This window comes from Psychrobacillus sp. FSL H8-0510, from assembly GCF_038008345.1.
Lineage (GTDB): Bacteria > Bacillota > Bacilli > Bacillales_A > Planococcaceae > Psychrobacillus > Psychrobacillus psychrotolerans.
In genome coordinates this window covers 1,982,159-1,996,047 of sequence record NZ_JBBOYZ010000001.1, presented here as the reverse complement: position 1 = coordinate 1,996,047, position 13,889 = coordinate 1,982,159, and the positions used below count along the sequence as shown (strand labels likewise).

The 13,889-nt window shown below is 33.2% G+C and carries 16 protein-coding genes; all 16 read left to right on the top strand.

The annotated features are described in order from the left end of the window. Window positions 1-2 precede the first annotated feature (2 nt). The 16 genes from MHI40_RS09945 to MHI40_RS09870 all read left to right on the top strand — a co-directional run bounded on the left by MHI40_RS09945 (window position 3) and on the right by MHI40_RS09870 (window position 13,786). Window positions 3-926: an ABC transporter ATP-binding protein gene (locus tag MHI40_RS09945; protein ID WP_340762503.1), complete on the top strand. Its 924-nt coding sequence runs from the start codon at window positions 3-5 to the stop codon at window positions 924-926. Then, window positions 919-1,608 (top strand): ABC transporter permease, encoded by a 690-nt coding sequence (locus MHI40_RS09940; RefSeq protein WP_340762502.1) that lies wholly within the window; start codon window positions 919-921, stop codon window positions 1,606-1,608. Before MHI40_RS09945 ends, MHI40_RS09940 begins: the two co-directional genes overlap by 8 nt. Before the next feature lie 149 nt (window positions 1,609-1,757). Then, window positions 1,758-2,072: an ArsR/SmtB family transcription factor gene (locus tag MHI40_RS09935; protein ID WP_093533782.1), complete on the top strand. Its 315-nt coding sequence runs from the start codon at window positions 1,758-1,760 to the stop codon at window positions 2,070-2,072. 87 nt (window positions 2,073-2,159) lie between these two features. Continuing rightward, a complete protein-coding gene (locus MHI40_RS09930) occupies window positions 2,160-2,588 on the top strand; it encodes a DMT family transporter (protein WP_340762501.1) in 429 nt (142 codons plus the stop codon). 12 nt (window positions 2,589-2,600) lie between these two features. Next, complete coding sequence (locus MHI40_RS09925; protein WP_340762500.1) at window positions 2,601-3,065, top strand: DMT family transporter; 465 nt, start codon at window positions 2,601-2,603, stop codon at window positions 3,063-3,065. A gap of 419 nt (window positions 3,066-3,484) precedes the next feature. Then, entirely contained in the window at window positions 3,485-4,078 is a 594-nt protein-coding gene (locus MHI40_RS09920; protein ID WP_340762499.1) for a hypothetical protein, read from the top strand. A 209-nt stretch (window positions 4,079-4,287) separates the two neighbouring features. Then, complete coding sequence (locus MHI40_RS09915) at window positions 4,288-4,776, top strand: hypothetical protein (protein ID WP_340762498.1); 489 nt, start codon at window positions 4,288-4,290, stop codon at window positions 4,774-4,776. A gap of 21 nt (window positions 4,777-4,797) precedes the next feature. After that, window positions 4,798-4,965, top strand: a complete 168-nt coding sequence (locus tag MHI40_RS09910) for a hypothetical protein (protein ID WP_340762497.1) — start codon at window positions 4,798-4,800, stop codon at window positions 4,963-4,965. 127 nt (window positions 4,966-5,092) lie between these two features. Continuing rightward, entirely contained in the window at window positions 5,093-5,896 is an 804-nt protein-coding gene (locus MHI40_RS09905; RefSeq protein ID WP_340762496.1) for an alpha/beta fold hydrolase, read from the top strand. A 246-nt stretch (window positions 5,897-6,142) separates the two neighbouring features. Next, window positions 6,143-6,694 (top strand): DUF402 domain-containing protein, encoded by a 552-nt coding sequence (locus MHI40_RS09900; protein ID WP_340762495.1) that lies wholly within the window; start codon window positions 6,143-6,145, stop codon window positions 6,692-6,694. A gap of 111 nt (window positions 6,695-6,805) precedes the next feature. Further along, the gene (locus tag MHI40_RS09895) at window positions 6,806-7,240 is read left to right on the top strand and encodes a hypothetical protein (RefSeq protein WP_340762494.1); all 435 of its coding nucleotides are present in this window, start codon (window positions 6,806-6,808) and stop codon (window positions 7,238-7,240) included. 340 nt (window positions 7,241-7,580) lie between these two features. Next, entirely contained in the window at window positions 7,581-8,945 is a 1,365-nt protein-coding gene (locus MHI40_RS09890; RefSeq protein ID WP_340762493.1) for a sigma-54 interaction domain-containing protein, read from the top strand. Between the two features lie 178 nt (window positions 8,946-9,123). Continuing rightward, the gene (gene brnQ / locus MHI40_RS09885; protein WP_340762492.1) at window positions 9,124-10,443 is read left to right on the top strand and encodes a branched-chain amino acid transport system II carrier protein; all 1,320 of its coding nucleotides are present in this window, start codon (window positions 9,124-9,126) and stop codon (window positions 10,441-10,443) included. A 38-nt stretch (window positions 10,444-10,481) separates the two neighbouring features. After that, the gene (locus MHI40_RS09880) at window positions 10,482-12,062 is read left to right on the top strand and encodes an amidohydrolase (RefSeq protein ID WP_340764466.1); all 1,581 of its coding nucleotides are present in this window, start codon (window positions 10,482-10,484) and stop codon (window positions 12,060-12,062) included. Between the two features lie 600 nt (window positions 12,063-12,662). Further along, the gene (locus MHI40_RS09875) at window positions 12,663-13,142 is read left to right on the top strand and encodes an NUDIX domain-containing protein (protein WP_340762491.1); all 480 of its coding nucleotides are present in this window, start codon (window positions 12,663-12,665) and stop codon (window positions 13,140-13,142) included. 302 nt (window positions 13,143-13,444) lie between these two features. Beyond that, window positions 13,445-13,786 (top strand): hypothetical protein, encoded by a 342-nt coding sequence (locus tag MHI40_RS09870; protein ID WP_340762490.1) that lies wholly within the window; start codon window positions 13,445-13,447, stop codon window positions 13,784-13,786. Window positions 13,787-13,889 lie beyond the last annotated feature (103 nt).

The window sequence follows — 13,889 nt, the reverse complement described above, 5'->3', positions numbered from 1 at the left end:
ACATGACCTATATTATTCAAACAAATCATCTAACAAAAGATTTTCAAGGCAAAGCAGTCGTTTCCAATGTGAATCTGCATGTAAAAAAGGGAGAAATTTATGGCTTCTTAGGTCCCAACGGTGCTGGTAAAACGACCATCATGCGAATGATTATGAATTTGATCAAACCAACTAGTGGCGAGGTAGTCATTTTTGATGAAAAATTGACATCATCATCTTATGAGATACTAAAACGAATGGGAAGTATTATTGAGTATCCTATTTTTTATGATCAGTTAACAGCCGTTGAAAATTTAGAGCTACACTGTGAATATATGGGCTACTATAACAAAAATGCCATTAAGTCGGCTTTAGATTTAGTGAAGCTGAAAGAGTATGAAGGAAAGGCCGTAAAGGATTTTTCGTTAGGTATGAAGCAGCGACTTGGAGTAGCTAGAGCTATTGTAACGAAACCTGAAATTCTAATTTTAGATGAGCCTATAAATGGACTAGATCCGGAAGGTATTAAGGAATTTCGAAACCTTTTTCAAATGTTAAGTAAGGATTATGGAATGACATTGTTAATATCCAGTCACATCCTAGGGGAGATTGAGCAGATTGCGAATACAATAGGGGTGATTAAAAATGGAAAGCTTATAGAGGAAGTATCAATGGATCAGATTAGACTTCAAAATACCGAGTATATTGAGCTAAAAACTAATGATGTTAAAAAGGCTGCATTTGTAATCAATGAAAATCTGAGTATTTCTAACTTCAAAGTACTAGATGATTCCACAATACGTATTTACAACTTAGAAATACACCCAGGTGAAATAGCCAAAAAACTCGTGTTAAGTGGTGTATTAGTAGAATCTATTAACAAAAATGACAATACGTTAGAAGACTATTTTTTAAAGCTGATCAATGGAGGCGTAACCCATGATTAAACTTATTAACTTGGAGATAAAGAAGTTCAAATTGATGAAATATTGGAAAGGTGTGCTCGTAGCTAATCTGGGGTTCATTATATTTATCGGTATGGTTTATTTTTTGAATAAGGTCGAAGAAGAAATACCTTTTGATAATTTTGAAATGGCTTCAACTATTATTTCTGCAGTTGTAAGTGCAATTTTCATCATTTTCGCATCGGTGATCCTTGCAAAGTTAGTAATTGATGAATACAAAAATAAATCAATCGACTTAATGTTTACGTATCCTATCAGTAGAAAGAAAATTTTGTCCGCAAAACTAATAATTGTAATGGTGTTTACTTTTATGACCGTATTGTTTTCGACACTATTTTTGAATGGACTTGTCTATATAATGGATGTCACTTTTGATATTTTGCCAGGAGATATTAGTATACAAGAGCTCATTAATAGCGTGTGGAAAAGCTTTTTCATAGCTTTCGCTGCTGCAGGCTTAAGTCTTATCCCATTACTAATTGGGATGTTGCGAAAATCTTCATCAGCCACAATAGTCTCTTCCATATTTTTAGTGACATTGACAAGTTCGGTAAGTAATAACTTCACATTCTCTTCAGTCATGACAGTTTCCATTTCACTAGCTTTGTTAGGAATAATTATAGGTTGGCTATCCATTAGAAATGTAGAAAAAACAGATTTATAATAACTTAGAAATACAAACAGTACGTTAAAGTTAATAAGAGTTATTATATAGGAAAATAAGCTTGGATAAGTATTTCCATGCTATATTTTCCCGGTTTTATTTTTGCATAGTGATTTGACATATCGAGAAAAATCGATATACTATTTCTTATGGATTATATTGATGTATTTAAAGCATTATCTAACGAAACACGTCTTAATATTTTACAGTGGTTAAAAGAACCAGAGAAGCATTTCCCTAAACAAGGCGCTCACATACCAAAGGAGGTTAGCTTTAAAGGTGGAGTATGTGTAGGGGACATACAAGAAAAAGCCAAAGTTTCTCAATCTACGGTATCTCACTACTTAAACTTAATGCAGAAAGTAGGTTTGCTGGAATCTGTTCGTTATGGTCAGTGGACTTATTATAGAAGAGACGAAGAAGGCATTCGTCAGTTAGCTGAATATTTTAGAACGGAAATCTAAGTTAATCTGATTTTCGTTATTTTTTTCTTTTTAATATCGATAATTCTAGATATCTAAATACAACGAAACGTTCGGAGGAGTTAAAATATGCGTTATATTGCATATATATTTGCGTTATTTGCAGGAGTAGCCCTTAGCTTTGAAGGTGCTATTTATGCTGAGCTAGGTAAAAACATAGGGAAGCTAGAAACCAGTTTTTATAATTTTTTTATGGGTTCGATTATTCTTGGTCTACTATGGATATTTTTTGGTAAAGGTAAAATATCACATGTAGTTGAAGCGCCAAAATGGACTCTACTTGGTGGTGCATTAGGAGTCGTATATTTAACAGCTATTGTCATTAGTGTTCCGTTTGTTGGTGTTGGAATAACGATGGTTGCTGTTATTCTAGGTCAATTATTAATGAGTATGATTATTGAGCATTATGGTTGGCTCGGAAGTAAGAAAGCCAAAATTAATAAGGAAAAAATATTTGCTGTGATATCAATGGTTATCGCGCTTATTTTAGTTAACTAGGAGGTTTAAAAATTGAGTATATTTATGATTCTTTTTACTTTACTTGGTGGGATCACATTGAGTGCACAATCAGCTATAAATGGTACATTTAGCCGGAAAGCAGGAACAATTGAAACAACTTTCCTAACCTTTTTAACTGGTTCTATGTTTTTAGCTATCCTTATTCTCTTCTTTGGACAAGGAGATATATTTGCCATCTTCAAAGCACCTGTTTGGCAATTAAGTGCGGTATTTTTAGGAGTATTATTTCTTTTGTTTAATGTCTTTGCAGTTCAAAAAATAGGAGTTATTGCAACCAGTATTACTGTTATCACAGGACAACTAATGATTGGGGTTGTAATTGACCATTTTGGTTGGTTTAACAGTTTAATCATTACACTTGATATGAAACGTTTGTTAGCTTTACTGTTTATGATTATTAGCTTATATTTTATCTATAAAGGAAATAAACGCTCTCATGAAGAGGCAACTGAATAGTAATATACTAAATAAAAGTGTCCCAACTATTGCTAACGTTGGAACACTTTTTATTTATATTCTTAATGAACCAGGCTGCTGAGTATTTTAGTTTTTTAGTATTTTCTAAAATTATTTCCATTGGTATTTATCAAGATATGACTCACTTTCTAACTGGTGATGAAGCTATTGAAAACTATAGAATAACTGAAATTCTCTATAATCGCTGCAGGTTGGTTAAAGAAGGTATAATTCAAATATTTAAAAATTTTTGCAACTTATATTAAAGATAAGGGTCTAATAATTAGGAGGTGTTATGATGAAAATTTTTAAAAAAATGATATTTATTTCAGTTATTTGCTATGTTGCTATCTGCTTGTAGTAACTCCATATCTCTTAAAGGCTGTCCTGATGCAGAAATTGAATGGGTGGATATGCTGATGATTGATGATATAAAATACGAGCATCATTTTCCAGAACCAGCGAATGAAAATCTTCCTATAACGATTGAAAAAGGCGGAGAAATTGGTAAGGTGACATATGAGATGGCTGATAGTGCATGTAGTAATCACAAGATGCAAAATGGTGATGCGGCGTTTTTAAAAGAAGGAACAATCATTTATGAAATAAAAGGATATCCAACTTCCTTGGTAGTTGCTGCAAATGATGTTGTATATGTAGCCAACACAAATAAAAAGGCGAAAACGGCAGGAGAACTTTACCCTCTGGATAAGTTGGTGAAGAATATCTATATTCAAAGCACCGAAGATGGCAAGAGAATGCATACATTCTCACAGTCTTCTAAGGATAAGTTCCTTGCCACATTTGATGATTTGAAATTAGAGGATGTACAGTCATTAATAGATGAAGGAAAGCTAGAAGGTACTCGTCTATTTTTAGAGATTGAACTTAATAACGGTGTTTCATTTAGGCTACTTTACTGGGGTGATTTCAATACATTTCATATTGGAGCAATTGGGAACGATGAAATAAAGGAAATAATTAACGATGAAGTAACAAATCTAGGTAAATAATTTCCTTAAATATAATGAATATGGCTACTATCATGAGTTGATTGAAGAAGCTATTATTATAAAGACGTTCAGAGACTGGGAAATAATGGGGCATAAAGACTTAGCAATACACTTTACAAATGAATTTTAAGCATTACTTATAAGAACAAATTGAATTTAATGGCTTAGGCTGTTTTTGGTTGTAATCTAAATAAGGAAGAGGTGTTATTTTGAAAAAAAGATATATAGCTCTTCTTATTATATTGGCTATAGTTATGAATGTAATATGTGTATATTTGTTTTTTTACTTTTGGGAAATGAAAGCTCAAGGAGAGTATAGAAAATATGATAAAGGAGTTACTATTGAGGTAAATAATTTGAGTAATCAAAGTCTACCTGATCTTATATTTTCATATAGCGTCAATCAGTCGGATTTTATAGAGGTAGGAACGATAAAAAGTCTAAAAGCTGGAGAAACAATCCAAATAACTGGTAGCAGCAACGAGATAAAATCGAGTGATACAAGCTTATATTTGCATTATTACATTGATAATGGTGGAAAAGCAGTCGATAGTTTAGCTTATTTCTATACTGCAGAACCTACAAAAGCTGTCATTGTTTTAAATATCCATGAAGTAAATCCCCATGGGTTTTTAAAGTATGAATATAGAGGTTATAATGGTTGGGATCAGTATGGACCAGATAAAATAAACTATTGAATAATGTTATACAGTAGTAGGATGTCAGATGAAAATATAAAACAAATGATTGGTTCAAATGGTTGGGAATATAAAGAAAAAGATGGTGCTGGTCTGTTCTTTGAAAAAGATGGAAAAAGATTAATTGCCACTACTCAAATGTGGACTAAAGATTATGTTCTCGTTAAAATTCCAAGTAATTTTAAATAACTTGAGATGTTTTTTTATTAAGCTAACTGGGCTTTACTTAAATAGGAAAAGGGCATCTCATGTTCGATTAACGTAGTGGGTTAGTAATAATATTTTAGATTTGTTAAGGGAAAGGGGAAACAAATACATGTCTATTTACCATAAAGTAATTGGAGAAGGATATCCCATTATTATGTTGCATGGTTGGACACTTGACCATCAAGTGATGTTACATGCAATGGAACCGTTATTCGAAAAACGAAGCAGTTGGAAGAGAATATACATAGACTTACCAGGTATGGGGCATTCCGAGTCACAACAATCTATTCAGAACTCTGATGATATTTTAGAAGTGATATTGCGTCTTTTGGACGAGATTATCCCTGGTCAACGGTTTATTATTTGTGGTATTTCATATGGCGGGTACATTGCCAGAGGCATAGTCCGTTCACGGCAGGACACAGTTCGTGGATTACTACTGATGGCACCAATGACAATACCTGAATTCGATGAAAGAATCGTACCACAGCAGACCGTTCTAAAAAGAGACAGCAACTTGATATCGCATTTGTCACCAGAAGATGCTGATGAGTTTTGCTCCATGGGGGTAGTGCAAGGTCAAACTGAATGGGAGAGGTTTCGAAATGAAATTTTACTTCCTTCTAAACGAGCAAATAATGAATTCTTAAAACAAATACGTCAAAATGGATATGGCTTAACCTTCGATATTTCATCTAAACTTGAGTATCCCACGCTAATTATCACAGGACGTCAAGACAATGTAGTCGGATATCACGATGCGTGGAAACTGATTGAAGATTACCCAAGGGCAACTTTTGCAGTGCTTGATATGGCTGGTCACAACCTACAAATCGAACAAAACGATGTATTTAACGCATTAGTTCATAACTGGTTAAACATACTTGAGTCGGAAAATTTCCGGCTGGTATAACTTTTCATAAATTTGAGTTCTTGTTGCACTAACTGGTGCTTTACTTCAAGAAGGAGTAAAGCCTTTTTCTTCTTCAATTAAAGAAGCAGGTTAGTTGAAAAGTATCTTTTAACTTTTTTAACAATCGGTTTATATTCTGGAAACTTAGATTCCCTAAGATCAATAATAAAGAAACATTTTATGCTTTTATAGATGTTACACTTATTAAATGTGGAAAACGTTTGAAAGAAAGGAGAAAATAAAAAGATGGACAATTTAAGTAAATCAATGATTCAAAGACGGGATAAAATAATAGAAAGAAAAATATGTTATGACACTACAGTTGTAGAACATAGCTGTACACTGTTAAAAGCACAAAATCAATATTTCGTGCTTTTTCACAAAATAATAGATACCTTTACTATGATAGCAAACCAAACAAAATTAACTATTCCTAAAGGGAGTTATACAATCGCATATTACTGGGAAGATCGTCCATATAATTTATATATATGGAGAGATAATGAAGGTAACTATTTAGGCTCCTATTTTAATATCGTGAAAAATACATATAAAACAGATAAGTCGGTATCCTTTGAGGATTTGGTTATTGATATTATGGTTCTTCCTAATGGGGACTACTTTATATTAGACGAGGATGAGTTACCTGAGCCATTAGATCATTTTGAGAATGGTGCTGTACAACAGGCTCTAAACTCATTAACGGATTCCATTGATATTCTTCTTCCTCAGACTATTTCAGACGCGGATAATACATTTAAACATAAAGACCTTCTTTCTTGGTTGAACGAGATATGATGACATTTAGTTAAGATTTTTTTATACCTTGATATTCCACAAATGGGCGTGATTGTTTAATAAGCTTAGGCAATAATTGAGGAAGGAAAAATAGCTAAAGAGGTGATTTTATTGATACTCCCGAAAGGCATTACAGGATTTATCGATAATACGGAGGAAATGATAGACGGACAACAATTTAAAAAAATTTGTTATGAAGTATTGAGAGATGATAAAGGAGAAGTTCTTAAATTTGAGGTTCCTCTCTATCCACTTAATTACTTTAAAGTTCATATTCGTTTAAAGGGAGAGTTATTTTATATCCTTTTAAATGAGTACTACCCCTATCTTGCCTTCGCTAATAAATGTGAACATATTGTTATTGAATTTACGGATTTGCCAGCATTCACGAAAGGCTTCAATGAATATTATACTGTCCTTACAAAAAAAGAATTAAATTTACCATTCTTCAAAAAGAAACATGATTTAGAAGAAGTTGAGTTGAGACAGGCAGCTTATTGGCAACCCCGTTCAATCGGTGAAGTAATCTTCAACTGTTGGGATTAAAGAATACATGATAATTGAAAAGTAACATTAACTAATATAAAAGGGCAGCATTTCTGTTTAAAGATAATAGCGATAAGTAAATTTCGTTATTTATTAGATGCTACTCTTTCTGAATAGGATGTTATATATACATTTACTCCATAGACTTCTAAAGATACGGTATATGAAGAAGTTGGAAATTGGATTTTCAAGTAACAAGAAGAAATGGAACAATATATTTGAGCAATTATAAACTATTTGAATAGGGGTTTTTAATGGTTATAAACGAAAAAAGTAAAAATGGAACTCAGGATTAGATTTTAAAATTTTGTTGCTTTAGAAAGAAAGGGTCGATGAATACATGAAATTCAAAGAACTCGAACATTTATCTGAGTATGATAATGTGTTAGTGGTTGATGAACATGGGATAACAATTTTCTACGATTTAGCAGATTTACATATTTTGAAGCAACTTGGGCTTAAACCAGAAGAGTTTTTAAGAAAAAGCGTAACGTCCTTTTATAAAAACTTACCAATTGAAAAAAGTACTTTAATGTCTGTTTTAAAAACGGGCGAACCTATATGGAATACCGAACAAGAACTAACATCCAATAATGGATTTACATATACATCTAGAAGTTCTACCTTCCCTATTCATAATGGAGTCTCGATCGTAGGAGCTATAGAGTTTTCGAAGCACTACTATCAGAAAGAAAATATACAATTACTTGAGCAATTTGCTAGTCATAAAATATATCGAAAAAACAACACCATATATACAATCGATAACCTTATTTCGCAAAGCAATGTAATGGATGAAATAAAGAGAAAAATTAATAAAGTTGCTAGTACTGATTCCACGATATTGATAACTGGGGATACGGGGACTGGTAAGGAAATTGTTGCGCAGTCTATTCACAATTTAAGTAATCGCTATGCACAACCGTTTATCTCTATAAATGCTAGTGAAATTCCATCAACTTTTTTGGAACATATATTATTCGGAACAGAAAAAGATCATCTATCTACTACGCCTAATATTACTGGAATGTTAGAGCAAGCAAACGGTGGAACTATCTTTTTAGATGAAATTAGTGCGTTAGATATTAAACTTCAAGCTAAATTATTGAGAGTAATCGAAGACAAACTCATTCGAAGAGTTGGCGGTAAACAGGATATTCATTTGAATATTCGTGTAATCGCGGCCACAAATGAAAATACAGATAAATTAATGAAAGACAAATTATTACGTGAAGACTTGTATTATCGGTTAAGTGTTTTTCAATTTGATTTACCACCATTGTCTGAACGGAAAGAGGATATCGAGGCACTTATTTATTATTATATCGAATTTTATAATCGTCACATGCAAATTAAAATTGACAAGGTAGATGATGAGGTCCTACATGCTTTTCAACAATATAATTGGCCAGGGAATGTGAGAGAACTTAAAAATGCGATAGAAACTGCGTACAATAATGCAAGTTCAAAAGATATTAAATTGGATGATATACCAGTGAAAATAAGGAATTATTTAGGTGTAATGGAGAAAATAACTCTTTCGGATCATAAAATCAATCTAAAAGATAAAGTAGAAGAATATGAAAAAAGTTTAATCGTGAGAGAACTAAAAAATACTGGAGATAAACTTGCAGAAACAGCTAGAAGGTTAGGTCTCTCGAAACAACTATTAAAATATAAAATGGAAAAATACGAGTTGAGGTAAAAATATTTTTACGAGGGGGTGAAAAATTTACCTCCTTTTTTTATTTAGAAATATTAATTAATATAAAAGAAACAAAATATTATATTATTTATGTTTTGTCTAAATGATTGGAAAGTATTTTTGTAAGGGCTTTCAAATCGAAAGAAGATAAATAGTAGATAGAAAGAGGGGAAAAGAAATGAAAAAATCTACTCAACACAGTCTAATAGTAGGGTTTGCATTATTTGCCATTTTCTTTGGTGCTGGAAATTTAATATTCCCACCTTCCATTGGAAATGTTTCGGGAACTGAATGGGTATTAGCATTAATAGGTTTTTGTATTACTGGTATTGTTTTTCCTCTTTTAGCGGTGGTTGCCATATTAAATGCAGGTGGGAAATTTGAGGATTTAACGAGACCCATTAGTCCATGGTTTTATAAAGTCTTTAACTTGTTATTGATGGTTGGCATTGGAATGCTCGTGACTATTCCACGAATGTCTGCAACAACACATGAGCTTGGGGTTCATCAGTTATTTCCAAAGGTTCCTTCCTTATTGACGATTATTGTGTTTTTTGCTATTAGCTTTTATTTTGCTATGGATAAATCGAATGTTATTGATAAAATAGGCAAAATACTCACACCTTTGCTAGTAATTATACTATTGTTTATTGTTGGAAAAGGTATTTTGGATCCAATTGGTGTACCGGTGAAAACAGAAATACAAAATGCTTTCTCTAATGCGTTTATTAGTGCTTATCAAACAGGCGATGTAGTAACTGGAATTTTTTGTGCACCTATTTTTATAGCAGCAATAGCGGCTTTTGGTTATAAAGGAAAGCAAGCCCGTTCGATGGCTTTAACTGGAACGCTAATCGCTGGTTTAGGATTATTAGTTGTGTATGGGGGATTATTATTTCTTGGAGCTTCAGGAAGTGGCTTTTTTCAACCAGGTATTGAAGACACTGCATTAGTATCCAGTTTAATAGATATTTCACTTGGTAGTTTTGGTTCCATTGCTCTGGCGGTAGCAATTGCACTAGCTTGCTTAACTTCTGCCATAGGAGTGATTGTTGTAATCGCTGATTTTTTGAATGATTTAACCAAAAAGAAACTTGGATATCGTCTATGGGTTGCGATAGTTTGTATTGTTGGTATTGTAATAGGTTCAACTGGCGTTGGTGCTATTGTCACTTATACAATGCCGATCTTTACTGCACTCTATCCGGTAGCAATTGTATTAGTATTTTTAGGAACTTTCCGCAAATTTGTTCCAAACCCAGGATCATATCAAGGAGCCATTTTATTAACGTTCATCGTAAGTCTTTTTGAAACGGTCAACTCTTTAGGGTTAACTATTCCATTTTTAACTAACATGATCGCAAAACTTCCGTTGAGTGCAAATGGTTTTAGTTGGTTAATACCAGCCATTTTTGGATTTATATTTGGAAGCGTTCTATATAAATATGTTCACAAAAGCAAAACCTCTAATCCGATTCATTCTGTAGAGGCAAAATAATATATATTAACATGAAAAAGGAGACTTACACCTTGGAAATGACAAAAGTAATGTTTAAGAATGGTAAAATTTTCACATCTGATACGAATCAAAAATATGCGAATGCAATGATTATTGATAATGGAATAATTGAGTGGATAGGTGGTGATCAAGATGAAATCGTAGATTTTCAAGGGGAGATAATTGATTTACAAAATCGTCGAGTTATACCGGGAATTATCGATGCACATATGCATCCTCTTTTACTAGCGAATTCTTCTAAACAAATTGCATGTACTCCTCCATTAGTATACTCCATAGGGGATATGATAAAAGAATTAGCAAAAATGATTGACGAAGAATGGATTGAAGGTTGGGGTTACGATGAAGGGAAATTGGAAGAGGGACGTACACCGAATCGACATGATTTAGATCAGGTTTCTATAGACAAGCCAATTGTTATTACACGTACATGTGGTCATATCATTTCTGTGAATAGTAAAGCACTTGCAATCGCAGGAATAAATAAGCATACATCTGATCCTGCAGGAGGTAAAATCGATCGAGACATGAACGGCGAACCAACGGGTGTGTTACGAGAGAGTGCTAGATTATTAGTGCTAGATAAAATGCCTCAGCTTTCTATGGAAGAGAACGCTACTAGACTTGCTGAACTGACAAAGTCTTTATATGCACATGGTATTACAGCAATCACGGATCTGATGGCTAGCAACAAACCTATGGACTATGTAGATATCTATACTCTAGCTAGAGAAAAAGGTTTAAGCCATAACGTGGTTCTTTACTATATGTGGCATGATTTAAAGGTGAATCCTATATTGAATGAGGAAAACACTAATCGCGAACAACCTATTCATATCGGAGGTGTGAAACTATTTGCAGATGGAAGTGTATCAGGAAGAACTGCTTGGATCAATCCGTCATTTCTAGGTGATGAAGATAACTACGGAATCGCAACCACTTCCGAAGATGAGCTATTGGAAGCTATGGAATATGCTAAACAACATGGTGTTCAATTGGTAGTGCATGCAATGGGCGAACAGGCGATAGATTTAATCGTAAATACGTTTTATGGAATGGAAAGTTGGATACAAGATGGTCCATCCATTCGAATTGAACATGCAGCCATGCCTACCGCTCAAGCAATAGAACGAGCTGCTGAAATGGGAATTGCTTTTGTTCCACAACCTATATTCCTATATGCAGAAATTGAAAGTTATTTGAAGAATTTAGGAATCGAGCGTACAAAAACAACCTATCCTATTAATAAAATGCTAGAAGCAGGTATACCAGTTGCATTTTCTTCTGATGCACCAGCTACTGCATGGGCAGACCCAGTGAATCCTTTTATTGGTATTAAATCTGCTGTAACAAGAGTTGCCTATGATGGCACTGATACAGGCCAATCAGAAAAGATAGATGTAGAAACAGCTATTGAATTATATACGCGTGGTGCACAACAAATCACTCGCATTCCAAATATTGGCCAATTAAAATCAGGTTATCAAGCAGATTTTATAATTCTCAATAATGACATTTTGGAAATCTCACCAGTTGAAATTGAACATATTAATGTAGAAGAGACATATGTTAAAGGAATCTCAGTTTATAAAAAGTAATAGATGAATAAGGAAGAAAAACACTAACCTAATATAAAGAAATAAGTAAAACACCTTTCGTTATCGGGCGGCACTGACTACCCTTTTTGAGACAGGAATAAAAACCCCTATATTTAGCCATTTTACGGTATTGAACCAGTGATTGGCTCCTTTGGTTTCATTTGAATCATGGATTACGTGAGTGATATTGTTGCACTGCCCCATTCGGTCAGTGCAATTTTATTTATGTAGAAATAATGAGTTTATAAACTACGGTGGGGTTGCTACAAGAAGGATTAACGCAAAAACGACGGAATATCGAGCAAATAGGATGAATTAAAGGAAAAAAAGGTAGTTTTCAACCGAGTTGGAGAAAAGGATATCAGGAGATCCGATCTTGTAATTATTAATTTATTTAAAAATAGATGGAACCAAATTGGATGATTATGTTAATATTTGAATAAGATTGTGAAGGTTTTCACTTAAACTAACGCGGCAGTTTAGTTGAATAAGAACAAATAAAGGATTTCAGTATTTAACGTAGAATTAAATAAATTAATCGAGTGCATTTTCATCGATATAATCTATCAAATTGAAATTTTTTATATGAGGTGATATTGAATGCAGTTTCATATCAGAGTACGAGCAGGTGCAATTATCATAGAAAATAATAAAATATTATTAACGGTATATAATGACCCGATAAGAGGCATCGTCTATGATTTACCTGCTGGTGGTACAGAACCAAATGAATCTATTACTGATGCAGTTATAAGAGAAGCCAAAGAAGAAGCCTGTATAGATGTAGAAGTAGGTCCTTTAGCTTTTGTTTATGAATATACACCACATCTAAATCTTGAAAAATTTGGAAAAATTCATACATTAGTTATGATGTTTGAATGCAAAATAAAAAACCACACCACTCCAAAATTTCCAAAAAATCCAGATACGAATCAAATAGATGTTACATGGCTACCAATATCAGAGTTACAAAATGTTGAAATGTATGCTAATATCGGTTCTTATTTACAGGATTACACGAATAACGGTAGAAACATTGACTTGATAGAAGAACATAAACTAAATCAAGCTACTATGTGAAGCTAGGGAATTAACTATTTCCTTCTTCAACTCCCATGAAAATTAGTTCTTCAAGAAATGAAAAATGACAATACTAAGAACACCCCCACTTAATCGTTAAAAAAAGAGGAGAGCGTAAATAAGTCTATGGATTACGGCTGACTGGATTAAGGTTAACCATTTTCATTCTCTGTGGTGCAGCATTTTTTGTGCTGCATGGATGGCTAACGGGTGCTTTACTTCAAGAAGGAGTAGAGCTTTTTTCTTATTGAACTAAAACGCAGTTTAGTTCAATAAGCTGGTAAACCATGGGAGGTGAATTAATGAAAAGAAGGTTACTATATTGTTTTTGTATTATTTTCTTGGGTGCTTGTAACAATTACAGCGAACCCTTAATAGATGGTGAAATGGTTAAACTCACAATTGAATGTATAAGTGGTGAGACGATTGAGATTGAGGAACAAAAAACCATTAATAAGGTACTTAAGGAAATCAACCAATCAAGAAGAGAAGGTACACAAGAAATGGAGTTCTCAATTGAACATCGAGGTACATTTGAAAACAGTGATGGTGAGTCAGAATCTTTCCATTTTTTTAGCGGTGGGAAAGCCCTTGTGTCTGGATATTATGTTCACTCAAACATTGATTATTTTTGCGGGAAATAGTTTTGAACAGTTAGAAAATTTTTTTTTAATACTTTTTCTTCTTCAACTAACGGGTGCTTTACTTTAAGAAGGAGTAGAGCATTTTTTTGTTAAATTAACGGGG